The organism is Sphingobium sp. L-44, assembly GCF_056859495.1.
On sequence record NZ_JBSXOQ010000083.1, the window covers coordinates 19,982 to 42,381 of the forward strand.

22 protein-coding genes are annotated in these 22,400 nt (G+C 66.0%); 14 read left to right on the top strand and 8 right to left on the bottom strand.

Annotated elements, in window-relative coordinates:
- The first annotated feature begins 20 nt into the window (after nucleotides 1–20).
- The gene (locus tag AC13EK_RS10360) at nucleotides 21–1,151 is read left to right on the top strand and encodes an ATP phosphoribosyltransferase regulatory subunit (RefSeq protein ID WP_048936182.1); all 1,131 of its coding nucleotides are present in this window, start codon (nucleotides 21–23) and stop codon (nucleotides 1,149–1,151) included.
- On the opposite strand, the gene AC13EK_RS10365 is transcribed toward AC13EK_RS10360, so the two are convergent.
- Nucleotides 1,145–2,005: an alpha/beta hydrolase gene (locus AC13EK_RS10365; protein ID WP_069336565.1), complete on the bottom strand. Its 861-nt coding sequence runs from the start codon at nucleotides 2,003–2,005 to the stop codon at nucleotides 1,145–1,147. The two genes, AC13EK_RS10360 and AC13EK_RS10365, sit on opposite strands and share 7 nt — an antisense overlap.
- A gap of 227 nt (nucleotides 2,006–2,232) precedes the next feature.
- On the opposite strand from AC13EK_RS10365, the gene AC13EK_RS10370 reads away from it, so the two are divergent.
- Together AC13EK_RS10370 and AC13EK_RS10375 are read left to right on the top strand one after the other, a co-directional pair.
- Nucleotides 2,233–3,522: an adenylosuccinate synthase gene (locus AC13EK_RS10370; protein WP_048936184.1), complete on the top strand. Its 1,290-nt coding sequence runs from the start codon at nucleotides 2,233–2,235 to the stop codon at nucleotides 3,520–3,522.
- Nucleotides 3,523–3,527: 5 nt separating this feature from the next.
- Complete coding sequence (locus tag AC13EK_RS10375; RefSeq protein ID WP_004209747.1) at nucleotides 3,528–3,710, top strand: hypothetical protein; 183 nt, start codon at nucleotides 3,528–3,530, stop codon at nucleotides 3,708–3,710.
- 37 nt (nucleotides 3,711–3,747) lie between these two features.
- Here the strand turns inward: AC13EK_RS10375 and AC13EK_RS10380 are convergent, their stop codons facing one another.
- On the bottom strand, nucleotides 3,748–4,677 hold the full coding sequence (locus AC13EK_RS10380; RefSeq protein WP_069336564.1) for a family 43 glycosylhydrolase: 930 nt from the start codon (nucleotides 4,675–4,677) through the stop codon (nucleotides 3,748–3,750).
- A 155-nt stretch (nucleotides 4,678–4,832) separates the two neighbouring features.
- Here AC13EK_RS10380 and AC13EK_RS10385 point away from each other — a divergent pair, with 155 nt between their 5' ends.
- Nucleotides 4,833–5,402 carry an NADPH-dependent FMN reductase gene (locus tag AC13EK_RS10385; protein WP_069336563.1) on the top strand — a complete coding sequence of 190 codons (570 nt, stop codon included), beginning with the start codon at nucleotides 4,833–4,835 and terminating at the stop codon, nucleotides 5,400–5,402.
- Here AC13EK_RS10385 and AC13EK_RS10390 read toward each other — a convergent pair.
- A complete protein-coding gene (locus AC13EK_RS10390) occupies nucleotides 5,365–6,693 on the bottom strand; it encodes a dicarboxylate/amino acid:cation symporter (protein WP_069336562.1) in 1,329 nt (442 codons plus the stop codon). The two genes, AC13EK_RS10385 and AC13EK_RS10390, sit on opposite strands and share 38 nt — an antisense overlap.
- A gap of 137 nt (nucleotides 6,694–6,830) precedes the next feature.
- Here AC13EK_RS10390 and AC13EK_RS10395 point away from each other — a divergent pair, with 137 nt between their 5' ends.
- Nucleotides 6,831–7,715 carry a bestrophin family protein gene (locus tag AC13EK_RS10395; protein ID WP_010335581.1) on the top strand — a complete coding sequence of 295 codons (885 nt, stop codon included), beginning with the start codon at nucleotides 6,831–6,833 and terminating at the stop codon, nucleotides 7,713–7,715.
- 64 nt (nucleotides 7,716–7,779) lie between these two features.
- On the opposite strand, the gene AC13EK_RS10400 is transcribed toward AC13EK_RS10395, so the two are convergent.
- Nucleotides 7,780–9,111, bottom strand: a complete 1,332-nt coding sequence (locus AC13EK_RS10400) for a dicarboxylate/amino acid:cation symporter (RefSeq protein ID WP_004209753.1) — start codon at nucleotides 9,109–9,111, stop codon at nucleotides 7,780–7,782.
- 179 nt (nucleotides 9,112–9,290) lie between these two features.
- The gene (pdxH, locus tag AC13EK_RS10405) at nucleotides 9,291–9,866 is read right to left on the bottom strand and encodes a pyridoxamine 5'-phosphate oxidase (RefSeq protein ID WP_069336561.1); all 576 of its coding nucleotides are present in this window, start codon (nucleotides 9,864–9,866) and stop codon (nucleotides 9,291–9,293) included.
- A 136-nt stretch (nucleotides 9,867–10,002) separates the two neighbouring features.
- On the opposite strand from pdxH, the gene AC13EK_RS10410 reads away from it, so the two are divergent.
- The 6 genes from AC13EK_RS10410 to AC13EK_RS10435 all read left to right on the top strand — a co-directional run bounded on the left by AC13EK_RS10410 (nucleotide 10,003) and on the right by AC13EK_RS10435 (nucleotide 16,716).
- Nucleotides 10,003–10,923 (top strand): DnaJ C-terminal domain-containing protein, encoded by a 921-nt coding sequence (locus AC13EK_RS10410; RefSeq protein ID WP_069336560.1) that lies wholly within the window; start codon nucleotides 10,003–10,005, stop codon nucleotides 10,921–10,923.
- Nucleotides 10,924–10,979: 56 nt separating this feature from the next.
- Nucleotides 10,980–11,903 carry a YihY/virulence factor BrkB family protein gene (locus AC13EK_RS10415; protein WP_004209756.1) on the top strand — a complete coding sequence of 308 codons (924 nt, stop codon included), beginning with the start codon at nucleotides 10,980–10,982 and terminating at the stop codon, nucleotides 11,901–11,903.
- The gene (gene fabI / locus AC13EK_RS10420) at nucleotides 11,900–12,706 is read left to right on the top strand and encodes an enoyl-ACP reductase FabI (RefSeq protein ID WP_004209757.1); all 807 of its coding nucleotides are present in this window, start codon (nucleotides 11,900–11,902) and stop codon (nucleotides 12,704–12,706) included. The genes AC13EK_RS10415 and fabI overlap by 4 nt, the downstream gene beginning before the upstream one ends.
- A gap of 27 nt (nucleotides 12,707–12,733) precedes the next feature.
- On the top strand, nucleotides 12,734–13,807 hold the full coding sequence (gene aroC, locus AC13EK_RS10425) for a chorismate synthase (RefSeq protein WP_069336559.1): 1,074 nt from the start codon (nucleotides 12,734–12,736) through the stop codon (nucleotides 13,805–13,807).
- A gap of 262 nt (nucleotides 13,808–14,069) precedes the next feature.
- Nucleotides 14,070–15,851, top strand: coding sequence for an SLC13 family permease (locus AC13EK_RS10430; protein WP_069336558.1), 1,782 nt, complete (start codon nucleotides 14,070–14,072; stop codon nucleotides 15,849–15,851).
- Between the two features lie 79 nt (nucleotides 15,852–15,930).
- A complete protein-coding gene (locus AC13EK_RS10435) occupies nucleotides 15,931–16,716 on the top strand; it encodes a PhzF family phenazine biosynthesis protein (RefSeq protein WP_069336557.1) in 786 nt (261 codons plus the stop codon).
- Here the strand turns inward: AC13EK_RS10435 and AC13EK_RS10440 are convergent.
- A complete protein-coding gene (locus tag AC13EK_RS10440) occupies nucleotides 16,713–17,837 on the bottom strand; it encodes a serine hydrolase domain-containing protein (protein WP_069336556.1) in 1,125 nt (374 codons plus the stop codon). The genes AC13EK_RS10435 and AC13EK_RS10440 overlap by 4 nt on opposite strands.
- A gap of 38 nt (nucleotides 17,838–17,875) precedes the next feature.
- Here AC13EK_RS10440 and AC13EK_RS10445 point away from each other — a divergent pair, with 38 nt between their 5' ends.
- The 3 genes from AC13EK_RS10445 (at nucleotide 17,876) to AC13EK_RS10455 (ending at nucleotide 20,675) form a co-directional block, all read left to right on the top strand.
- On the top strand, nucleotides 17,876–18,196 hold the full coding sequence (locus AC13EK_RS10445; protein WP_017502516.1) for a hypothetical protein: 321 nt from the start codon (nucleotides 17,876–17,878) through the stop codon (nucleotides 18,194–18,196).
- Between the two features lie 198 nt (nucleotides 18,197–18,394).
- On the top strand, nucleotides 18,395–20,167 hold the full coding sequence (gene recQ / locus AC13EK_RS10450) for a DNA helicase RecQ (RefSeq protein WP_069336555.1): 1,773 nt from the start codon (nucleotides 18,395–18,397) through the stop codon (nucleotides 20,165–20,167).
- A 79-nt stretch (nucleotides 20,168–20,246) separates the two neighbouring features.
- The gene (locus tag AC13EK_RS10455; protein WP_069336554.1) at nucleotides 20,247–20,675 is read left to right on the top strand and encodes a protein tyrosine phosphatase family protein; all 429 of its coding nucleotides are present in this window, start codon (nucleotides 20,247–20,249) and stop codon (nucleotides 20,673–20,675) included.
- Between the two features lie 194 nt (nucleotides 20,676–20,869).
- Here AC13EK_RS10455 and dmeF read toward each other — a convergent pair whose 3' ends face one another.
- Entirely contained in the window at nucleotides 20,870–21,892 is a 1,023-nt protein-coding gene (dmeF, locus tag AC13EK_RS10460; RefSeq protein ID WP_069336553.1) for a CDF family Co(II)/Ni(II) efflux transporter DmeF, read from the bottom strand.
- Entirely contained in the window at nucleotides 21,889–22,161 is a 273-nt protein-coding gene (locus AC13EK_RS10465) for a metal/formaldehyde-sensitive transcriptional repressor (protein ID WP_010335593.1), read from the bottom strand. Before AC13EK_RS10465 ends, dmeF begins: the two co-directional genes overlap by 4 nt.
- Between the last annotated feature and the right edge of the window lie 239 nt (nucleotides 22,162–22,400).

Sequence of the window (22,400 nt, forward strand, 5' to 3'; positions counted from 1 at the left end):
TCCGCTAAAGGGCCTGTCCCATGACCATGATCCCGCCAAGCCTGCTCCCGGAGGGGCTATCCGATCGCCTGCCGCCGCAGGCCGAAGCTTCCGCGCGCCTGGCGCGCCGCGTGCTCGATACGGTCGCGACCCATGGTTATGAACGGGTCATGCCGCCGCTGGCGGAGTTCGAGGACACACTGACCCAGCGGCTCAAGTCGATGCGCGCGCAGGATCTGGTCCGTGCCGTCGACCCGGTGTCGCAGCGCACTTTGGCCTTCCGCCCCGACATGACCGCGCAGGTCGGTCGCATCGCCGCCACCCGCCTGCGCAGCGCGCCGCGTCCGTTGCGCCTGTCCTATGCCGGGCCGGTGATCCGCCAGAAGGCGAGCCAGCTGCGCCCCGAGCGCGAGAAGATGCAGCTGGGCGCCGAACTGATCGGCAGCGACAGCGCCGCCGCCGCGGTCGAGATCGTCAACATCGCGATCGAGGCGCTGACTGCCGCCGGCGTCACCGGCATCACCATCGATTTCACCTTGCCCGACCTGATCGACGCGCTGGCTGCTGGTCCGTTGCCGCTGGGGGCGGAGGAACTGGAAGCCGTGCGCGCCGAACTGGACGCCAAGGATGCCGGCGCGCTGGTGGCGATCAGCCCGGCCGCCGCCGCCTATCTGCCGCTGATCGAGGCGACTGGCCCGTTCCACGCCGCGATGGAACGGCTGGAGGCGTTCAGCGCCAGCCTGGGTGGCGCCATAGACAGCCGCATCGCGGGCCTGCGCGCGATCGCCAAGCCGATCGGCTGGGACATCACCCTGACCCTCGACCCGACCGAACGGCACGGTTTCGAATTCCAGAACTGGTTCGGCTTCTCCATCTTTGCCGAGGGCTTCATCGGCGAGATCGGCCGTGGCGGCAGCTATGCCATTGCCCGTGCCGGCGAAACGGACGAGCCCGCCATGGGCTTTTCGCTCTATCCCGATCCGCTGATCGACGCGGGCTTTGGCGACGAACGGCCCCGGCGCCTGTTCCTGCCGGTCGGCCATGATGCCGTGCGCGCGGCCGCGCTGCGGGCCGAGGGCTGGCACACGGTTGCGGCCCTGGCTGACGGCGAAGATGGCGCGGCCCAGCGCTGTTCCCACTGGCTGGATGGCAGCGAGCCCCGCGCCTACTGACCGAACAGCCGGCGCAGCCAGGCGTCCACGATGCCGGTGCCGGCATAGTCGGCATCGCCCATCTCGCGGTTGATCTGCATATGGCCGCGCAGCCCGCGTCCGGGTAGGGCATGAATCTCTACTGGTGCGCCCGCCTTGCGCAGCGCGGCGGCGAGCGCATTGGACTGGGCGGTGCCGTCGACCCGATCGACATGCAGCAGCAGGAAATCGGGGGCATTGGGCTTTGCCGCCTGCAAGGTGGGCGATAGCGCCTTCTGCCGCGCCGGATCGGTGCCGAACGCCTGTTCATAGGTTTTCGCCATGAATCGGCCGCCCTGCGCCATCTGCGTTGGCACGTCATAAGCCGCGCCATCCAGTGCGATGATGCCGCGCACGGCATCGGGCTTCAGCGCGGCCTTGGCGAAATAGCGCATATCGGTGCCGACCAGCGCGACGAGGTGCGCGCCGGCGCTATGGCCCATCAGAATGATACGGCCGGGGTCGATGCCCAGCGTCACCGCCTGGCTGCGCAGATGGGCGGCCGCGTCTGCGACGTCCTGTGCCTGCTGCTCAACCGTGGCATCGGGAACCAGCCGGTAATTGATCGAGGCGAAGGCATAGCCCAGGCCGGTATAATGGGGCGCCTTGGCCGCGCCGGTGGCATTGTCCTTGCTGCCGCGCTTCCAGCCGCCGCCATGGACGAAGATGACAAGGGGTGCCTTCGTGCCCTTGCCCGGCCAGAAATCGAGCGCCTGCAGCGGATCGCGGCCATAGGTCATGGTGTGCGGCACGGCGGCGGCGGGCTGGGCCTGCGCGGCCAGCGGCATGCCCGCGAGCAGGGAGAGAATCAGGATGGGAGTCAGCCGTCTGCGCATCTGGTCGTCCTTTGCTGCCCCTGTGCCGGCATGATCGCGAGGGCGCATCCTGTCGTAAAGTCGGCACCTGGTATCAAAGTGTAATGGCGCTCCAACCTTGACGCATCGGCCATGCCCGGCTAACGCGCGCCCCGCACAGGGCGTACCCTGCCCAACCTATTCCACCGGCATGCCGAGTCCCGTCGAAGGGCATGGCCGGTCCGCGCGGCGGGCGGAGGAGTGTATCCATGGCAAATGTTACCGTGATCGGCGCCCAATGGGGTGACGAAGGCAAGGGCAAGATCGTCGACTGGCTGTCGGAGCGCGCCGATGTCGTCGCCCGTTTCCAGGGCGGACATAATGCCGGCCACACGCTGGTCGTCGGCGAAAAGGTCTACAAGCTCTCGCTGCTGCCGTCGGGCATCGTGCGTGGCACGCTGTCGGTGATCGGCAATGGCGTGGTGCTGGATCCCTGGCATTTCCGTGACGAGGTCGCCAAGCTCAAGGGGCAGGGCGTCGAGATCACCCCGGCAAACTTGCAGATCGCCGAGACCTGCCCGCTGATCCTGCCTTTCCACCGCGACCTCGACGGCCTGCGTGAGGACGCGTCGGGCGCCGGCAAGATCGGCACCACCCGTCGCGGCATCGGCCCGGCCTATGAGGACAAGGTCGGCCGCCGCGCCATCCGCGTCTGCGACCTGGCCCATCTCGACGATCTCGACCTGCAGATTGATCGCCTGACCGCGCATCATGACGCGCTGCGCGCTGGTTTCGGTGAAGCGCCGATCGACCGCGCCCAGCTGATGGCCGACCTGACCGAAATCGCGGCGTTCATCCTGCCTTTCGTCAAGCCGGTCTGGCTGACGCTCAACAAGGCCAAGTCGGAAGGCAAGCGCATCCTGTTCGAGGGCGCGCAGGGCACTTTGCTCGACATCGACCATGGCACCTATCCCTTCGTCACCTCGTCCAACACGGTGGCGGGCACGGCGGCGAGCGGTACCGGCCTTGGCCCCAATGGCGCCGGCTTCGTGCTGGGCATCGTCAAGGCCTATACCACCCGCGTCGGGTCCGGCCCGTTCCCGACCGAGCAGGAAAATGACGTCGGCCAGCGCCTGGGCGAGCGTGGCCATGAATTCGGCACCGTCACCGGTCGCAAGCGCCGCTGCGGCTGGTTCGACGCAGTGCTGGTGCGCCAGTCGGTCGCGGTTTCGGGCGTGACCGGCATTGCGCTGACCAAGCTGGACGTGCTCGATGGCTTTGAAGAGCTGAAGATCTGCGTCGGCTACAAGATCGGCGACCAGAGCTTCGACTATCTGCCCGCCCATGCGCAGGACCAGGCCAAGGCCGAGCCGATCTATGAAAGCATCGCCGGCTGGAGCGAAACCACCGCCGGCGCGCGCAGCTGGGCGGAGCTTCCGGCACAGGCGATCAAATATATCCGCCGTATCGAGGAACTGATCGGCTGCCCGGTCACGCTCGTGTCGACCAGCCCGGAACGCGACGACACCATCCTCGTCCGCGATCCCTTCGCGGATTAAGGGGCATGGCCGGCGAACGTTTCGAGCGGCACAAGCAGCCCTGGACCCAGGATGAGGTCCAGAAGCTACATACGCTCGCCAAGAAGGGCATGGCGCTCAAGGCAATCGCCAAGGCGCTGACCCGCAGTGAGGAATCGGTGAAGACCCGCGCCAAGCAGGACGGGTTGTCGATCGCCAAGCTGCGCTGAGAGATGAGAAGGCCGGGCGGAAACGTCCGGCCTTTCCTCATTCCGGGGCGTGGCGCTGGACCGGCTGGATGGCCCCGTCCTTGGCATAGGTCAGCGGTGCGATGGTGATCGACCGCCGATGATCGCCGCCGTCGGGCAGCAGCCTGTCATGATAGAAGAGCCAGCTCTTGCCGCCCCGCTCGACGATCGCCTGATGATTGGTCGAGATCGGCAGATAGTCGAGGATCACCCCGCCATAGGCGAAGGGGCCGAGCGGCGAGGCGGCGGTGCCATAGATGATCTGGCCGGGCCAGCCGGTCGAGAAGCTGAAATAATAGCGGCCCTTGTGGGCGTGGAGATAGGGCGCCTCGCCATATTTCTTCTTCGGATCGCGCGCCGGCAGTCCGGTGACGACGACATCCATGATCGAGCCGTCGACATGGATCATGTCGGGCTTCAGCCGCACCACCTTGGGCACGCGGGTGCCGAAATAGAGATAGGCCTGTCCGTCCGTGTCGATGAAGACGGCGGGGTCGATCGGTTCGGCGCCGGCATTGGCGTCGCGCGCCTTGTCGATCAACGCGTCGCCGCGCGCGTCGCGATACGGGCCCTGGGGCTGGTCGGCGACCGCAACGCCGATCCGGTCGCCGCCGATCGGCGCATAGAAATAATAGTGTCCGTTGCGTTGAGCGACTTCGGGTGCCCAGGCCTTGGCATCGGGCCGTGCCCATTGGAAGGTGGTGACGTCGAGAAAGGCGCCGTCATCCTGCCAGCTTTTCATGTCGGTTGAGCTGTAGAGGCGCCAGCTTGTGCTGTCCCAGTAGCGGCCGGAATTGGCCGCGTCGTCGGTGGCATAGAGATACCAGCGGTCGTCGAACCAGTGCGGCGAGGGATCGCCGGCAAAGCGGGGGCTGATCGGCTGGCCCGGCTCGACATCGCCATTGGCCATCAGCAGGCCCATGCAGGCCAGCAGCGCCATCCTCTTCATCCGCATCCTCCCGTGTCGGTCATTGATGTGATGATGGCGTTCCGTCATGTGAAATGCAATTTCGCATCGTGAAATATTGAAAGATTGGAAGGCCGGCTGGACCCGATCGGGGCAGGATGCGACAAGTCTTTCGACATCAAGGCAGGAGGCTCCGCATGGCACTCGACATTCTCGTCCTCTACGGCTCCTATCGACGCGGCCGGCTTGGCATACGGCTGGCGGATTATCTGATCCGCGGCTTTGAGGGGCTGGGCCACAAGGCGGAACTGGTCGATGCCAAGGCGATCGGCCTGCCGATGCTCGACCTGCGATACAGCGATTATCCGGCCGGCGAGGCGCCTGCCGCCATGGCGCTGCTGGCGCAGCGCCTGTCCGCTGCCGATGCCTTCGTCTTCGTCGCGGGCGAATATAATCGCGGCATGCAGCCGGGCCTCAAGAATCTGGTCGACCATTATCTCAAGGAGTTCGACCGTCGCCCCGCCGCGATTGCCAGCTACTCGATGGGGCGTTTTGCCGGGGTGAACAGCCATGCCGACTGGACGGTGACACTGTCCGCCATGGGCATGGCGGTGATGCCGGAGCGGCTGAGCGTCGGCCAGATCGGGCAGGTGCTGGACGAGCAGGCCCGGCCCCAGGGGGAGGGCGGCGCGGCGCTGGATCGGGGCTTTGCCGGTTTCGCCGACACGCTCATCTGGTGGGCGCTGGCGGCGAAGGCGCAGCGCTGATATCCTCGCGCGCCGATATCACCGTCGCGGCCACAAGGTCGCCGGTGACGTTGAGCGCGGTGCGGCACATGTCGAGCAGCCGGTCGACGCCCAGCACCAGCCCAATCCCCTCGGGCGGGATGCCGACCATCGCCAGGATCATCGCCACCACCGGTAGCGACCCGGCGGGCACCCCTGCCGTGCCGACCCCGCCCAATATGCAGACCAGCATCACCATCAACTGCTGGCCAAGGCTGAGGTCGACATGGAAGAATTGGGCGAGGAAGAGGACGGTGATCCCCTCGAACATCGCCGTGCCATTCTGGTTGGCGGTGGCGCCGATGGTGAGGACGAAGCGGGCGATGCGGCGCGGCAGGTGCAGATTCTCCTCCGCAACGCGGATGGCGGTCGGCAGGGTGGCGTTGGAGGAGGCAGTGGCAAAGGCCATGACGCTTGCTTCCTGCACGGCGGCGAAGAAGCGTAGCGGCGACCGGTGCGCCAGCAAGGCGATCAGCAGCGAATAGATGCCGAACATCTGAATCGCGAGCGCCAGCAGCACGACCCCGACATAGGCGGACAGGCGCAGCAGCAAGTCCCAGCCGAACTGCGCGGCGAGGTTGAACATGAAGCAGGCGATGGCGATCGGCGCCAAGCGGATGACGATCGATATGAGGCGCATCGTCACCGCGAACAGTCCCTCCATCGCGTCGAGCAGCAGCTTCGTTTCCTTCGTCTGCACCAGCATCAGCCCGATGCCGAAGAAGAGGGCGAAGACCATCACCGCCAATATGTCATTGTCGGCCATCGCCGCGATCACATTGTCGGGGACGATCGCGATCAGCGCCTGCATGCCGGTGGGCGTGTCGGCGCCGCGGTCGAGGATCGCCTGCGCCCCCTGGCCCGCATCGGCCAGCAGTGCGCGCGCCTGTGCCGGATCGACGCCGCTGCCCGGTTGCAGCAGGTTGACTAGCGCCAGGCTGATGACGACGGCGATTCCCGACACGATCAGCGTATAGAGGAGAGTGCGCAGCCCCACCCGGCGCAGCGAGCGCATCTCGCCCATTTCGGCGATGCCGACGATCAGCGCGGAGACCAGCAGCGGGATCACCAGCATGAACAGCAGCCGCAGGAAGATTTGGCCGATCGGGCCGGTGAGATAGCGGGTGACCGCATCGATCCAGGGCGCGCCGGGGTTCACGGCATAGGCGACCAGTCCGGCAGTGAGGCCGATCAGGAAGCCGACCAGCATCTGCCATTGTAGCGAGAAGGCCGCGCGCCGGCCCGCCTGTTCCTCTGTGCCCGGATCACTCATGGCCTCTCCTCTTCCTCCCGACCAACGAGCCATGCGGAAGCGGGTTGCGCGGCCGGCAATATTTCGTTTCGTTAGGGCATCGACGGAGCATAGCTACATGCTCGGGCGTTGGGCCGGTTCACCAGAAGGAGTCTTGCATGATCGTTGATGCCGTCCCCAGCATGCGCCGGATCGCATCGGAAGTGTGGAAACCGCTGACCGCGCTGTTCGTGTGGGACTGTGCGGTCACGGCCGCTTATTATCTGTTGCCGTTCAAGGCCCCTTCGCTGCCGCTCACCATCTTTGGTTCGGCCCTCGCCCTGTTCCTGGGCTTCCGGTCGAACAGCAGTTACCAGCGCTGGTGGGAAGGGCGCACATTGTGGGGGGCGATGATCAACGCATCGCGCAGCCTGGCGCGGTCTGCGCGCAATTTCCTGCCCGACCCGGAGGCACGCGACCTCAAGCGCGAAATCGTCAAGCGCCAGATTGCCTATGTGAATGCGCTGCGCTGCCAGTTGCGGCGCCAGACGATCGGCGAGGATGTGACCAAATTCCTGCGCGAGGAGGACAAGGGCAAGGCGCTGGCGCGCGCCAATCCGGCCAATGGTCTGCTCGACAGCACCGGCCGGCGGATCGACATGGCGCGGCGGGAAGGCTGGATCGATACCATCCAGCAGACCCAGATGGAAAAGGTGCTGGTCGACATCGCCAATGCCCAGGGCGGGATGGAGCGGCTGAAGAACACGCCGCTGCCCTTCCAATATCGACTGCTGCCGGTCGTGTTCACCCATCTCTTCTGTATCCTGCTGCCGATCGGGCTGGTCGAGACGCTGGGTTTCGCCACGCCGCTCGGTTCGACGGTGGCGGGCCTGATGTTCATGGCGGTGCTGCGGATCGGCGACGATCTGACCGATCCCTTTGCCGACAGCGTGCATGACGTGCCGCTGACCGCGATGTGCCGGACGATCGAGATCGACCTGCTCCAGTCGATCGGCGATCCGGCGCCAGATCCTGTCACGCCGGTGCGTGGTGTCCTGTGGTAAGGTAACAAAAAGCCCCGCCGGCATGATGCAGGCGGGGCTTTTTCTTTGGCATTGAAGCGCGGGCTTATCCCTTGCGGTCTTCGTCGACCATGTCGGAGGCCAGTTCCAGCCCGGCCCGGCCATGGGACGGGGTATGGGCCGGCGCCTTGGGATGGGGCACGTCGACCGGCTCCTCCACCTCCAGCATACCTTCCCACTTGGTGATGACCGAGGTGGCGATGGCATTGCCCAGCACGTTGGTCGCGGTGCGGCCCATGTCCATGAAATGGTCGACCGCCAGGATGAAGGCGACGCCCTCGACCGGCAGGTCGAACTGGCCGAGCGTGGCGGCGACCACGACCAGCGAGGCGCGCGGCACGGCGGCGATGCCCTTGCTGGTGACCATCAGGACGAGCAGGATCGTGATCTGGGTCGCGATCGGCAGGTCGATGCCATAGGCCTGGGCGATGAAGATGGTCGCGAAGGTCGCATACATCATCGAGCCGTCGAGGTTGAAGCTGTAGCCCAGCGGCAGCACGAAGCTGTAGATGCGGCGCGGCACGCCGAACCGGTCGAGCTGTTCCAGCATCTTGGGATAGGCGGCTTCCGACGAGGCGGTCGAGAAGGCGATCAGGATCGGCTCGCGGACATAGCGGATCAGCTTGAACATCCGCTTGCCGAGGAAAATCGCACCCGCGCCGAACAGCAGCACCCACAGGCAGATGAGGGCGATGTAGAATTCGCCGACCAGCGCGCCATAGGTCTTGAGCACGCCCAGGCCCTGCACCGTCACCGACGAGGCGAGCGCGCCGAACACGGCGAGCGGCGCGACCCGCATGACATAGCCGGTGACCTGCAGCATCAGTTCGACCAGCGCCTCGATCACGGTGATGATCGGCTTGCCCTTTTCGCCGATGGCGGTCAGCGCGACGCCGACGAACAGCGAGAAGACGACGATCTGCAGGATCTGGTTGTCCGCCATCGCGCCGATCATCGACGTCGGGAAGACGTGCAGGATGAAGTCGCGGAAATTGAGCGCTTCGGTGTTGACGCCTGCATCCGCGCCCGACCGGACGAGGTTGAGGCCGGCGCCCGGCTCGAAGAAATTGACGAAGATCAGGCCCAAGGTCAGCGAGATCAGGCTGGCGATGATGAACCAGGCGAGCGCGCGCCCGCCGATCCGCCCCAGCGCCGCGCTGTCGCCCATATGGGCGATGCCCGCGACCAGCGTGGAAAAGACCAGCGGCGCGATGATCATCTTGATCAGATGAAGGAAGATGTCGGCCAGAAGGTGAAAATAGCCCGCCACATCCTTGGCCAGCGCTTCATCCCCGCCGACCCAGAGATTGGCCACGAAGCCCACGATCACGCCCAGGACCATGCCTGTCAGGATGTAGGCCGTCAGTCGATTTCGCATTATATTCCTCTAGCCAGCGAGCGGTCCGCCCGCGCATTCATTCTGTTCTGCTGGGTGGTGACACCTAACAGGCGCCCGGCCAGCCCGCAATCGGGCAGGCTTGGACTGTGCGGGGATAGACGAATGAGCCACCATATTCCGCGCCCTGTTTTACGGCAGGACAATGGCATGGTGCTCGCTCAGGGGTAGAGAAGCCCTTCGTTCCAGCCATTTTCCCGGCGGGAGAAGACGCGCCGTTCATGCAGGCGATGCTCGCGATCCTGCCAGAACTCGATCCGTTCCGGGGTCAGGCGGAAGCCCGACCAGTGGGGTGGACGCGGCACCGGGCCACCTTCGAACCGGGCGCGCACCTCTTCATAGCGATCCATGAAGACGGCGCGCGAGGGCAGCGGGCGGGACTGGTCGGAGGCCCAGGCGCCCAGCTGGCTGTCGCGGCTGCGGGTGGCGAAATAGGCGTCGGCGGTGGCGTCGTCGACCGGGCCGACGCTGCCCTCGATCCGGATCTGGCGGCGCACCGACTTCCAGTGGAACAGCAGGGCGGCATGCGGATTGGCGAGCAGGTCGCCGGCCTTGCGCCCCTCGAAATTGGTGTAGAAGATGAAGCCGTCGGGGCCATGGCCCTTGAGCAGCACCATGCGGACCGACGGGCGGCCCTGTGCATCGGCCGTGGCCAACGCCATGGCGTTGCTGTCATTGAGTTCGGTCTCGCGCGCCTGCGCATACCACTCGTCGAAAAGGGCGAAGGGATCGGTCATGCCCCTGCCTTAGATTCCCGGCACCGCACTGTCGATACGGATGCGCCGCAGCTTGAACGATGCCCGGCCTTCGGCCACATAGGGGCGATATGGCCGTGATGCGGCAGATACCGGTTTCAGCATAACAGGATGATAGATGGCGGATCCCTATTCCACTCTGGGTGTGGCGCGCAGCGCGAGCGAAGCGGAGATTAAGTCCGCCTATCGCAAGCTGGCCAAGCAATATCACCCCGACAAGAATCAGGACAATCCGAAGGCGGCGGAGAAATTCTCGGCCGTGACCAACGCCTATGACCTGCTGTCGGACAAGGACAAGCGGGCCCGTTTCGACCGGGGCGAGATCGATGCCGACGGCAATCCGACCGCGCCCTTCGGCTTTGGCGGCGGTGGCGGCGGGCGTGGCCGTCCCGGCGGGTTCGAGTTCAACGAGGGCGGCGCCGATTTCGGCGATATTTTCGAAGGCCTGTTCGGCGGCGCGGGCCGTCGCGCCGGGGGTGGCGGCGGCTTTGGCGGCTTTGGTCGCGGCGCGCCGCCGGCCAAGGGGGCCAATGTCGCCTATCGACTGGCGGTGCAGTTCGTCGACGCTGCGACGCTGGCGCCGCAGCGCATCACCCTGCAGGATGGCAAGACGATCGACCTGAAGATGCCCGCCGGGGTCGAAACCGGCACGCAGATGCGCCTGACCGGCAAGGGGCAGGCGGGCGCTGGCGGTGCGGGCGACGCGATCGTCACCATCGAGGTGAAGTCGCATCCCTTCTTCAAGCGCGATGGCGACAATGTGTTGCTCGATTTGCCGATCACCATCAACGAGGCGGTGAAGGGCGGCAAGGTGAAGGTGCCGACCGTCGATGGCCCGGTGATGCTGGGCGTGCCTGCCGGCACCACATCGGGCAAGACGCTGCGGCTGCGCGGCAAGGGCTTTACCGGCAAGGATGGCCAGCGCGGCGACCAGCTTGTGACCTTGCTGATCGACGTGCCTGCCGATGATCCGGTGATCCTTCAGCTGGTCGAGGATTGGCAGGATGGTCGCGCGGTGCGGACCCATCTGGGCGTCTAGGACGTTCGGCAAGGGTGCCGCTGCCTTCCCCTTATAGTCCGGAGTCGCGCCGCCACATGGCGGCGCAGGCGCAGGAGAAATTCCATCGCCAGATCGATCGGGTCCGGCCGGGATCGCGCAGCTTCGAGATCGCCAAGCGGGTGATGGTGGGCGTCTATAGTGACGGGTTCATCCATGCGGGGAACCTGGCCTATCTCTCGCTGATGACGCTGTTTCCCTTCTTCATCGTCGCGGCCGCCGTCGCCAGCGTCTTCGGCCGCACGTCGGACGGGCTGTCGGCGGTGAATGCCTTTCTCTATACCGTGCCGCGCGGCGTTGCCGATGTCGTGCGCCAGCCGATCAGCGATGTGTTGCAGGCGCGTTCCGGCAATCTGCTCTGGTTCGGCGGTCTGGTGGGGCTCTGGACCGTGGGCAGCCTGATCGAGACGATCCGCGACATATTGCGCCGCGCCTATGGGACGAAGAGCACCAAGCCCTTCTGGCGTTACCGGCTGGCGTCGGTCGGGATCACGCTGGTCAGCGTGCTGGCGGTGATGTTCGCCTTTTCCATGCAGGTGATGATTACCGCGGTGGACCAGCTGCTCCACCGGCTGCTGCCCTTCGCGGATGAGGCGATCGCCTGGGTTTCCTCGGCCAAGCTGGTGCCGATGGCGATATTATGCGTGGCGCTCCACTCGCTCTATGTCTCGCTGACCCCGTCGCTCTACCGCGACAAGCGCTTTCCCAAATGGCCCGGCGCCGTCGCCACCGCGCTGTGGTGGTATGCCGTCACTCTGCTATTGCCGGTCACATTGTCGATGCTGGGCGGCTATGACCGGACCTATGGCAGTCTGGCCGGTGTCATGATCACCCTCATTTTTTTCTTTCTCGTGGGGCTTGGCGTGGTAATTGGCGCCGAATTGAATGCGGCACTGGCGGAATTTCCGGAAGACGAAGCAGCCGGCACCGTGCAGGACAAAGGGAACGGAACGACGATATGACAGGCTTGATGGCGGGAAAGCGCGGGCTCATCATGGGGCTGGCGAACGACAAGTCGCTGGCTTGGGGTATTTCGCAGCAACTGCATGCGCAGGGCGCGGAACTAGCCTTCTCCTACCAGGGCGAGGCGCTGGCCAAGCGCGTCAAGCCGCTGGCGGAACAGCTGGGCTCGGACTTCCTGATCGACTGCGACGTATCCGACATGGCGAAGCTGGACGAGGCCTTTGCCGAGATCGAGGCGCGCTGGGGCAAGCTGGACTTCGTCGTCCATGCGATCGGCTTTTCCGACAAGAATGAGCTGCGCGGCCTCTATGCCGACACCAGCCTCGACAATTTCCTGATGACCATGAACATCTCGGTCTACAGCTTCGTCGCCGTCGCGGCCCGCGCGCGCAAGCTGATGAAGGAAGGCGGCAGCCTGCTGACGCTGAGCTATTATGGCGCGGAAAAGGTCATCCCCCATTACAACGTCATGGGCGTGGCCAAGGCGGCGCTGGAAACCAGCGTCAAATATCTGGCGATGGACCTGGGCCCGGAAAATATCCGCGTCAACGCGATCTCGGCCGGCCCGATCAAGACGCTGGCCGCCAGCGGCATCGGTGATTTCCGCTACATCATGAAGTGGAACGAGCTGAACTCGCCGCTGCGTCGCAACGTGACGATCGACGATGTCGGCGGTGCCGGCCTTTACCTGCTGTCGGACCTCGCTTCGGGCGTGACGGGTGAGATCCACCATGTCGATGCGGGCTATAATGTCATCGGCATGAAGGCCGAAGACGCGCCCGACATCGCGCTGGACAAGTAAGAACGACGCGACCGGATTGGAACGGATATGAGCTTCAACACATTCGGTCGCGTCTTCCGCTTCTCGACCTGGGGCGAGAGCCATGGTCCGGCGATCGGCGCGATGGTCGATGGCTGCCCTCCGGGCCTGGCATTGAGCGAGGCGGACATCCAGCCCTGGCTCGACCTGCGCAAGCCGGGGATGTCGAAGTTCACGACCCAGCGGCGCGAACCCGATGAGGTGCGCATCCTGTCGGGCGTGTTCGAGGGCAAAACCACCGGCACGCCGATCAGCCTGATGATCGAGAATACCGACCAGCGGTCGAAGGATTATTCGGAAGTCGCCAAGGCCTATCGCCCCGGCCATGCCGACTATGCCTATGACGCCAAATATGGCTTTCGCGACTATCGTGGCGGCGGGCGCTCCTCGGCGCGCGAAACCGCCAGCCGGGTTGCGGCCGGTGCGGTGGCGCGGCTGGTCATCCCCGAAGTCGATATCTTCGCTTATGTAAGCGAGATCGGCGGCGACGCGATCGACTATGGCAATTTCGACGCGGCGCAGATCGGGCAGAATCCCTTCTTCTGTCCTGACGCCGAAGCCGCGGTGCGCTGGGAAGCGCTGGTCGATGGCGCGCGCAAGGACGGTTCCTCGCTCGGCGCAGTGGTCGAATGCGTGGCCAGTGGCGTGCCGGCCGGCTGGGGCGCGCCGCTCTATGCCAAGCTCGACAGCGAACTGGCGAGTGCGATGATGAGCATCAACGCGGTCAAGGGCGTTGAGATTGGCGACGGCTTCGCGGCCGCCCGGCTGCGCGGCGAGCAGAATGCCGATCCGATGCGGCCCGGCGCCGATGGCCCGGTCTTCCTGGCCAATCATGCCGGCGGCATCGCCGGCGGCATTTCGACCGGCCAGCCGGTCAAGGTGCGGATCGCCTTCAAGCCGACCAGTTCGATCCTGATTCCGGTCGAGACGGTGACGCGCGAAGGCGATGCGTCGGACATCATCACCAAGGGCCGTCATGACCCGTGCGTCGGCATTCGCGGCGTGCCTGTGGTCGAAGCGATGATGGCGCTGGTGCTGGCCGACCAGAAGCTGCTGCACCGCGCCCAGTGCGGGGCCGACTGACGCGCCGAACCGCGCCAATCGCGCGTCGAATGTGCAAAAGATGCGAGACGACTCACCCATGTTACGCTAGGATGACATGGTCACCCGCGGGAGGGTGAGCGGCAGAGCGTAAGCCTGGGGAGCGTCAGCACGCCAAGCGTGGATTGACGGTCAAAACGTCCCCTGAAGCCGCGACACGGGCCAGCCATGCAACCATGGCTGGCCCATTTCGTTTCACCTCCGTTAGAGACGCGATCACGCGATCGAACGGGGGCAAGACGAGATGCATTTCATCACCGCGCTATTGGGCATTTACCGCGCGGAAATCGGCCTGGTCATTCTCGCCTGCATGTTCGTCGCCTTCGTGCGCGAACGCTATTCCCCGACCGTCGTGTCGGTGCTGGGTGCCTGTGCCTTCGCGCTGCTCGGCTTGCTCGACGAGAAATCGCTCTTCTCCGTCTTTTCGAACAGCGCGCCGCTGACCGTGGGCGCGATGTTCGTGCTGTCGGGGGCGCTCATTCGCACCGGTACGATCAACCGCATCGCCGATCTGGTCATGGTCCGGGCGCAGAAGCATCCGCGGCTGGCGCTGGTGGAGGTTGCGGTGGGCACGGTGCTGCTGTCCGCCTTTCTCAACAACACGCCGGTCGTCGTGCTGCTGATCCCGATCATGTTCCGGCTGGCACAGGCGACCGCCTATCCGGTCAAGAAGCTGCTGATCCCGATGAATGCGGTGGCGGTGATGGGCGGCTGCGTCACCCTGATCGGCACGTCGACCAACCTGATCGTCGCGGGCATCGCGGCCGAACAGGGCATGCAGCCCTTCGGTATTTTCGATATCACCCCCTATGGCCTGGCCGGCACCATTGCCGGCGTCATCGGCCTGGCCTGCCTCAGTTTCCTGCTGCCCAGCGACCCGCCCTCGATCGCGGGGGAGAATGGCGGCAATGTGCAGGAATATCTGACCGAACTGGTCGTGACGCCGGACAGCGAGGTGGTCGGGCGGGAGATTGGCGAATTGTCCGTGCTCGGCCGCTCGGTCACCCTGATCGGGCTCAAGCGGGCCGGCGAGATACGACGCCACGAGCTGGAGCAGGAGGAACTGCATGTCGGCGACCGGCTGATCGTCCGCGCCGATGGCACGGCGATCATGACGCTGCGCGAATCGGGCGATTTCGAACTGGGCATCGCTGCCGATTCCGAAACCTCCGCCCGCGAGGGTACGGTGATCGAGGCGATGGTCGCGCCCAGTCATCCCTCGATCGGCGAGCGGCTGATCGACATTCCCTTCCTCCATGCCCTGCGCGTCCGCCTGATCGGCATCCATCGCGCCCGCCATCTGCCCGGCCCGGACCTGGCCGATACGCGGGTGCGCGGCGCCGACCGGCTGCTGGTGGCGGGCAGCGATGACGCGATGCGTTCGCTGAAAGACAATCCCAATCTGATCGGCGTCGACATCAGCCGCACCCGCGCCTTCCGCCCGCGCAAGGCATGGATCGCGATCCTGGCGATGGCGGCGGTGGTGATCTTGTCGGCGCTCGACGTGATCGGCATCGGCCTGGCCGCCTTCATCGCCGTCGGCGTGATCCTGGTCACCCGTTGCATCGATGCGGAGGAAGCCTGGGCGGCGATCGACGGCGATGTGCTGATCCTGATCTTTGCCATGCTGGCGGTCGGTCTGGCGCTGGAACAGGCGGGCAGCGTCGCGCTGATGGTGGGCTGGATCACGCCGCTGATGCAGGTCGCGCCGCAATGGAGCCTGGTCTTCATCGTCTATTTCGCGGCGCTAATCCTGTCCGAACTGCTCAGCAACAATGCGGTCGCGGCGCTGTTGACGCCGCTCACCATCGCGCTGGCGCATCAGCTGGGCACAGATCCGCGCCCGCTGGTGATTGCGCTGATGATCGGGGCATCGGCCTGTTTCGCGACGCCGATCGGTTATCAGACCAATGCGCTTGTCTATGCTGCGGGCGATTATCGCTTCGCCGATTTCGTGCGCATCGGCGTGCCGCTCAACCTGATCGTCGGCACCGCGGTGTGCGCGGCACTCGTGATTCTGGGCTAGGGACCAATTGCCCGCATCCGGCCCTGTCGGCACGGGTGCGGGCCCGGCATGAAGGCGGCGATCCATCAGGAGTATCGCCATGACCCGTCTTCGCTTCACTCAGGTCGACGCCTTTGCCGACGCGCCCTTCACCGGCAATCCGGCGGCGGTGATGCCGCTCGATGCCTGGCTCGACGATGCGGTGCTGCAGGTGATCGCCGCGGAAAATAACCTGTCGGAAACCGCCTTCACCGTGCCGACGCCGGACGATGCGGAGGCCGATTATGCGCTGCGCTGGTTCACCCCGGCGGTCGAGGTGAAGCTGTGCGGCCATGCCACGCTGGCGAGCGGCCATGTGCTGATGCGGGGCGATGCCATACGCTTCCGCACCCGTCATGCCGGGGTGTTGACCGTGACCCGTGCGGGCGATGGCTATGAACTGTCGTTGCCGGCCTGGACCAGCGCGCCGAAGGCGCTGCCGGAGCTGGCGGCGGGGATGGGCGGGGACATCGTCGAGACACGCTGGCGCGATGGCGGCTATGCGATCTTCGTCTATCGCGACGCTGCCGCGATCCGCGCGCTGGAGCCTGATTTCGCGACCCTGCGCAAGTTGGGCGATAATCTGCTGATGGCGACCGCGCCGGGCGACGACAGCGACATCATCAGCCGCGTCTTCGTGCCGGGCGGCGGGATCGACGAGGATCCGGTGACCGGATCGGCCCATGGCCTGCTGACGCCCTATTGGGCGGAGCGGCTCGGCAAGGATGCGATCAGCGCCTATCAGGCGTCGGCGCGGGGGGGGCGGCTCGGCTGCCGGCTGGAGGGCGACCGGGTGGTGATGACCGGCGCCTGTCGCACCGTTATCGAGGGCATATTCACCCTTTAACCGGGGAAGAGGCCGATCAGCCGGGCCAGCTGCGCCTTCACGGCGGCGCGCTGTTCCTTCTTGGGCGACATGCCGATCCGCACGATCGTCAGCCGCTGGCCGGGCGCGACCAATATATATTGGCCATTATGGCCGACGCAGCCGAACAGGCTGGCCGATGCGAGGCCCGGCATCAGCGCACTCTCGCTGCTGTCGCGGTTGAGCCAGAGATGGGCGCCATAGGCCGCGTTCCGGGGCGAGGGCGCGCGCATATAGTCGACCCATTTTTCCGGCACGATCTGATGGCCGTTGGGCGAGCGGCCATGGTTGCGCAGCAATTCGCCGAAGCGGCCATAGTCGCGCGCAGTCATGTGCATGATCGACCCGCCGATCAGCGTGCCATTGGCGTCATATTCCGGGGTCAGGCTGGACAGCTTGCCCGGCGCCTTCAGCCGGCCATCGATGAACATCTGCATCGCCCGGCGACGCACGTCGGGATGGGGGCTGTTGGTCAGCATCCGCGTCATCAGGTCCGACAGGATCATCGTGCTGCCGGTGGAGTAGGAGAAGACCTCGCCGGGAACATGCGCGAGCGGCTTGGATTCGGCATAGGCCGCCATGTCCTGCGCGCCGTCCATGAACAGCATGCGCACGGTGTCGCCGTCAGTGATCGGCTCGCCATCCTCGGCATGGTCGAGGCCCGAGGTCATCGACAGCAACTGGCGCAGGGTGATGCGGCCGCGCGGATCGCCCGGCTGGCTCCAGGCCGCGACCGGCACCGGCGAATCGAGCGCCAGCCGCCCGTCCGACACCATCAGGCCGACCAGCACCGCGGTCACGCTCTTGGCCATCGACCAGGACAGCAATTTCGTGTCGGGGGTGATGCCGGGGGCATAGCGTTCGGCGATCACCTTGCCGTCGCGCATGACCAGCAGGGCGCGGGTTTCGCCCATCTCCTTGTCGTCGAACAGCGGATCGATCGCGCCGCGCAGCGCGCTGGCGCTGACCACGGCGTCGGTGTCGACACTATAGACGGGCTCGGGCGCATGGGCCGCGCGCCCCGCCAGCGTGCCGGCCAGGACGAGCGCCACCAGTCCGGCACCCATGGCAAGGCGCTTTACGATTCGCTTCTCGATCTGCATAAGCCGGCGCCCTTAGCATGGAGGCGGGAAGAAGGACCATGGCGGTTCGTGGTAAATGGTGGATCGTCGCGGCGGTGATCGTCGTCGCGCTGCTGGCCGCGCTGGCGTGGAACTGGTCGACCCTGCGCGCCCGCGCGCAGCTCGGATCGGCCTATGGCGCGCGGCTGACCTGTTCCTGCCGCTATGTCGAGGGCCGCGCCATGGGCAGCTGCCAGGGGGACAAGGAGCCGGGCATGGCGATGGTGCGGCTGACCGACAAGCCGGAGGAGCGGGCGGTCGAGGCGCATGTCCCGCTGCTGGCGTCGCGCACCGCGCGCTTCAAGCCGGGCTGGGGTTGTCTGCTCGATCCGGCAGGCTAAGCGCGTGTTTGAGAAATCGCGAAAGAGCGATTTCTGATACGGCACCAGCCCGCTCCCCCACCCGGCCACCCAACGGCAGTATTCTATGGGTGGCCGGGTGGGGGGAGCGGGCTGGTGCCGGAATGCGCCATCTGTCGCATCTCAAACAGACACTCCGCGCTACTGGCACCTGTGGCCCTGACTCGCTAAGGCCGGTCCATGCCTCGCGACATTCCCACGCTGCTCCACGATATTTTCGGCTTCACGACGTTCCGCGGGGTGCAGGAACAGGTGGTCGGCCGGGTCATGGCGGGGCAGCCGACCCTGGCGATCATGCCGACCGGCGCGGGCAAGTCGCTTTGCTATCAGCTGCCCGCCGTTGCGCTCGATGGCTGCTGCGTCGTCGTCTCGCCGCTGATCGCGCTGATGCATGACCAGCTGCGTGCAGCGACCGCTGTCGGCATCCGCGCCGCCAGCCTGACCAGCGTCGATGCCGACTGGCGCGAGACGCAGGACCGGCTGCGCAATGGCGAACTGGACCTGCTCTATGTCGCGCCGGAACGGGCGAGCGGCGAGGGGTTCCGCAATCTGCTGCGCTCGGCGAAGGTCGCGCTGTTCGCGATCGATGAGGCGCATTGCGTGTCCGAATGGGGGCATGATTTCCGCCCCGACTATCGGTTGCTGCGGCCGCTGCTCGATGAGTTTCCCGATGTCCCGCGGCTGGCGCTGACGGCGACGGCGGATGCGCATACGCGCAAGGATATCCTCGTCCAGCTCGGCATTCCCGAGGATGGCCTTATCATTTCGGGCTTCGACCGGCCCAATATCCGCTATGCCGTCCATCCGCGCGACGGGCTGACCCGGCAGCTTGCCGATCTGCTCGCCGCTAATCCGGGGCCGGGTGTCGTCTATGCGCCGACCCGCGCCGCGACCGAGAAGCTGGCCGAGACGCTGGGGCGCAACGGCCGGGCGGTGCGCGCCTATCATGCCGGCATGGACCCGGCCCAGCGCGCCGCCAACCAGGCCGCCTTCATCGCCAGCGAGGATATGGTGATGGTCGCCACCGTCGCCTTCGGCATGGGGATCGACAAGCCCGACGTGCGCTTCGTCGCCCATGCCGGCCTGCCCAAGTCGATCGAGGGCTATTATCAGGAATCGGGCCGCGCCGGCCGCGATGGCGAACCGGCGGTCGCGCATCTCTTCTGGGGGGCGGAGGATTTCGCCCGTGCCCGCCAGCGCATCATGGAGCTGGAGCCCGCGCGCCAGCAGGGCGAGCGGGCGCGGATCGCGGCGCTGGGGGCGCTGGTGGAAACGGCGACCTGCCGCCGGGCGATCCTGTTGCGGCATTTTGGCGAGAATCCGCCCGCGACCTGCGGCAATTGCGACAATTGCCTGACCCCGCCGGCCAGCGTCGACGCGACCGAGACCGCGCGCAAATATCTGTCGGCGGTCTATCGCACCGGCCAGAGCTTTGGCGCGGGCCATATCGAGGCGGTGCTGAGCGGCGCCGTCACCGACAAGATTCGCGAGCGCGGGCATGACAAAATCTCCGTCTATGCGATCGTCGATGGCGACGAGACGGCGCTGCTGCGGCCGGTGTCGCGCGCGCTGCTGGTGCGGGACGCGTTGGAGACGACCGAGCATGGCGGGCTGATGCTCGGCCCCAATGCCCGGCCGATCCTGCGCGGGGAGGAGGAAGTGCGCATCCTGGTGCCGCCGCGGCGCGAGCGGAAGAAGCGCAATGCCCGCAATGGCAGCGATGCCAATCCGGTCGGCGATCCGCTGTTCGATGCGCTGCGCACCTGTCGCCGCGAACTGGCGCAGGATGCCGGGGTACCGCCCTATGTCATCTTCCATGATTCGACGCTGCGCGAGATGGCCGAGCAGCGGCCGGCGACCATCCATGAACTGGGCATGGTGAGCGGCGTCGGGCAGAAGAAGCTGGATGCCTATGGCGATGCCTTCCTGGCGGCGATCCGGCCCTATCTGTAGCGGATGATGCCACGCTATCCTACTGACGCTTGAATCCTGTGGCGGGCGGGCGCATGGCGGGGGCGAAGGAGATTTGCCCATGTTCCGCCAGCTGACCGACCGCCTCTATGTCTCGCCCCAGATCAGTGTCGATCAGGTGGAGACCGCCAAGGCGCTGGGCGTGACCATGATCATCAACAACCGTCCCGATGACGAGGAGCCGGGCCAGACCAACGGCGCTGCAGTCGAGGCGGCGGCGATCGACGCCGGTGTCGCCTATGCCGCCGTGCCGGTCGCTCATGGCGGCTTTGCCCCCTGGCAGCTCGACGGCATGGCCGCCGCGATGGAGCAGGCGGGCGAGGGCAAGATCCTGGCCTATTGCCGGTCGGGCACGCGTAGCACCCTGCTGTGGGCGTTGACCCGCGCGCGGGCCGGCGACAATGCCGATGCGCTGTCGGCGCAGGCGACGGCTGCGGGCTATGATCTTGGCCCGGTGCGCCAGATCATGGATGCGCTGAAGCCCGCCTGAAAATAGGATTTCGTCCGCTTAACTTCGCATATTTCCCGCACATTTCGACATTTCCTTGCTCAAGTAGGAAATCATGTTGCGAGGAGGATGGGGACGCCGGACGATGGGAAGGAGCCGGGCGCAGCCTAACATGGGCCCGGCTCTGTAGGACAGGGCGGGGGAGCGGGCCGGAACCGGCTTTCTCAAGCGGATGCTCAGCCGCACTCCACCGTGACATGTTCCATGCGCGGCAGGCTGCGCACCCGTTCGCGGACACGGGCGCCGTCGGCGCCGGGCGCCAGGCTGATGATCGCGGCATGGGCGTGCGGGCCGATGCGCCAGACATGGAGGTCGCGGATGGTAGCGCCTTCGGCTTCGACCAGGCCGCGCACCTTGGCCATCAATGCGGGTTCGGCGGTGTCGAGCAGGATGGCGGCGGTGTCCTTCATCAGGCCCCAGGCCCAGCGGGCGATGACCACCGCGCCGAGCAGGCCGACCGCCGGATCGAGCCACCACCAGCCGAGATAGCGGCCGGCCAGCAGCGCGGCGATCGCCAGCACCGACGTCAATGCGTCGGTCAGTACATGGACATAGGCGGCGCGCAGGTTGTTGTCGGCATGGCCCCCCTTATGGTCGTGATCATGGTCGTCATGCGCGTGGCTATGCCCATGATCATGGCTATGGTCGTGGCCGAGCAGCAGGGCGCTGACCAGATTGATGACCAGGCCGATGATGGCGACCAGGGTCGCCTCGCCAAAGGCGACCTTCACCGGCTCGAACAAGCGCATGCCGGATTCGATCGCGATGAACAGCGCGGTGAGCAGCAGCAGCAGCGCGGAGGCGAAGCCGGACAGGTCGCCGACCTTGCCGGTGCCGAAGGTGTAGCGCGGATTGCGGGCATGCCGCTTTGCGTAGCTGTAGGCGGCGGCGGCCACCGCCAGCGCGCCGGCATGGGTCGCCATGTGGAAGCCGTCGGCCAGCAGCGCCATCGACCCGGTGATCCAGCCAAAGGCGATTTCCACCACCATCGTCGCGGCGGTCAGCCAGACGACCCACAGGGTGCGCCTGGCATTCTTGTCATGCCCGGCGCTCAGATAGATATGGTCGAAATAATGGCGTTCCGCGCCATCCTTGTCGGTCGGCGGCGGGGCGGCCGGGGCGGGATGATGCGCATGGTCATGGTTGCAGCCGGCGCCATGATGATGGTGCGCATGGGCGTGATCGTCGTGCATGGTCATTTCCCGTAGCGGCGGATCAGCGCCAGCATTTCTTCGGTGGCGGCCGTGCGCGCTTCGTCGGTCAGGCCGGGGCGGGCGACATGTTCGCGCATATGCTGTTCGATCAGCTCCTCCATCAGGCTGCCGACCGCGCCGCGCACCGAGGCGACCAGTTGGAGTGTCTCCGAGCAGCCGGCATCGCCCGCCAACTGGCGTTCGACGGCGTTGACCTGCCCCGCGATGCGGCGCACCCGCGCCAGCAATTTGTCCCGATCCGCGATGATGTGCATAGGATACCCCCCTATACTATGTGGATAAGTTGAGCAAGGCGTGGGGGGATGGAGCGGGGGCGCCAGTTGGAGCCGAGAATCGACGCGACAGTCGAAGTTCACAGTGTCGTGCGGGTAAATTCGGGCCAATGCGCCGGCCAAGCGCCTGCCGCGCGCCGGTGAAGCGACAGGCGCGCGACAACCGGGTCAGGATGACGCGCCTTCGACGCGACAGGGAGAGGGCAACGAGGCGACAGGAA

What these genes read in the sequence shown, in the direction of transcription:
- AC13EK_RS10360 (WP_048936182.1), top strand. Translation starts at nt 21, where the DNA reads ATGACCATGATCCCGCCAAGCCTGCTCCCGGAGGGGCTATCCGATCGC.
- AC13EK_RS10365 (WP_069336565.1), bottom strand. Translation starts at nt 2,005, where the DNA reads ATGCGCAGACGGCTGACTCCCATCCTGATTCTCTCCCTGCTCGCGGGC.
- AC13EK_RS10370 (WP_048936184.1), top strand. Translation starts at nt 2,233, where the DNA reads ATGGCAAATGTTACCGTGATCGGCGCCCAATGGGGTGACGAAGGCAAG.
- AC13EK_RS10375 (WP_004209747.1), top strand. Translation starts at nt 3,528, where the DNA reads ATGGCCGGCGAACGTTTCGAGCGGCACAAGCAGCCCTGGACCCAGGAT.
- AC13EK_RS10380 (WP_069336564.1), bottom strand. Translation starts at nt 4,677, where the DNA reads ATGAAGAGGATGGCGCTGCTGGCCTGCATGGGCCTGCTGATGGCCAAT.
- AC13EK_RS10385 (WP_069336563.1), top strand. Translation starts at nt 4,833, where the DNA reads ATGGCACTCGACATTCTCGTCCTCTACGGCTCCTATCGACGCGGCCGG.
- AC13EK_RS10390 (WP_069336562.1), bottom strand. Translation starts at nt 6,693, where the DNA reads ATGAGTGATCCGGGCACAGAGGAACAGGCGGGCCGGCGCGCGGCCTTC.
- AC13EK_RS10395 (WP_010335581.1), top strand. Translation starts at nt 6,831, where the DNA reads ATGATCGTTGATGCCGTCCCCAGCATGCGCCGGATCGCATCGGAAGTG.
- AC13EK_RS10400 (WP_004209753.1), bottom strand. Translation starts at nt 9,111, where the DNA reads ATGCGAAATCGACTGACGGCCTACATCCTGACAGGCATGGTCCTGGGC.
- pdxH (WP_069336561.1), bottom strand. Translation starts at nt 9,866, where the DNA reads ATGACCGATCCCTTCGCCCTTTTCGACGAGTGGTATGCGCAGGCGCGC.
- AC13EK_RS10410 (WP_069336560.1), top strand. Translation starts at nt 10,003, where the DNA reads ATGGCGGATCCCTATTCCACTCTGGGTGTGGCGCGCAGCGCGAGCGAA.
- AC13EK_RS10415 (WP_004209756.1), top strand. Translation starts at nt 10,980, where the DNA reads ATGGCGGCGCAGGCGCAGGAGAAATTCCATCGCCAGATCGATCGGGTC.
- fabI (WP_004209757.1), top strand. Translation starts at nt 11,900, where the DNA reads ATGACAGGCTTGATGGCGGGAAAGCGCGGGCTCATCATGGGGCTGGCG.
- aroC (WP_069336559.1), top strand. Translation starts at nt 12,734, where the DNA reads ATGAGCTTCAACACATTCGGTCGCGTCTTCCGCTTCTCGACCTGGGGC.
- AC13EK_RS10430 (WP_069336558.1), top strand. Translation starts at nt 14,070, where the DNA reads ATGCATTTCATCACCGCGCTATTGGGCATTTACCGCGCGGAAATCGGC.
- AC13EK_RS10435 (WP_069336557.1), top strand. Translation starts at nt 15,931, where the DNA reads ATGACCCGTCTTCGCTTCACTCAGGTCGACGCCTTTGCCGACGCGCCC.
- AC13EK_RS10440 (WP_069336556.1), bottom strand. Translation starts at nt 17,837, where the DNA reads ATGCAGATCGAGAAGCGAATCGTAAAGCGCCTTGCCATGGGTGCCGGA.
- AC13EK_RS10445 (WP_017502516.1), top strand. Translation starts at nt 17,876, where the DNA reads ATGGCGGTTCGTGGTAAATGGTGGATCGTCGCGGCGGTGATCGTCGTC.
- recQ (WP_069336555.1), top strand. Translation starts at nt 18,395, where the DNA reads ATGCCTCGCGACATTCCCACGCTGCTCCACGATATTTTCGGCTTCACG.
- AC13EK_RS10455 (WP_069336554.1), top strand. Translation starts at nt 20,247, where the DNA reads ATGTTCCGCCAGCTGACCGACCGCCTCTATGTCTCGCCCCAGATCAGT.
- dmeF (WP_069336553.1), bottom strand. Translation starts at nt 21,892, where the DNA reads ATGACCATGCACGACGATCACGCCCATGCGCACCATCATCATGGCGCC.
- AC13EK_RS10465 (WP_010335593.1), bottom strand. Translation starts at nt 22,161, where the DNA reads ATGCACATCATCGCGGATCGGGACAAATTGCTGGCGCGGGTGCGCCGC.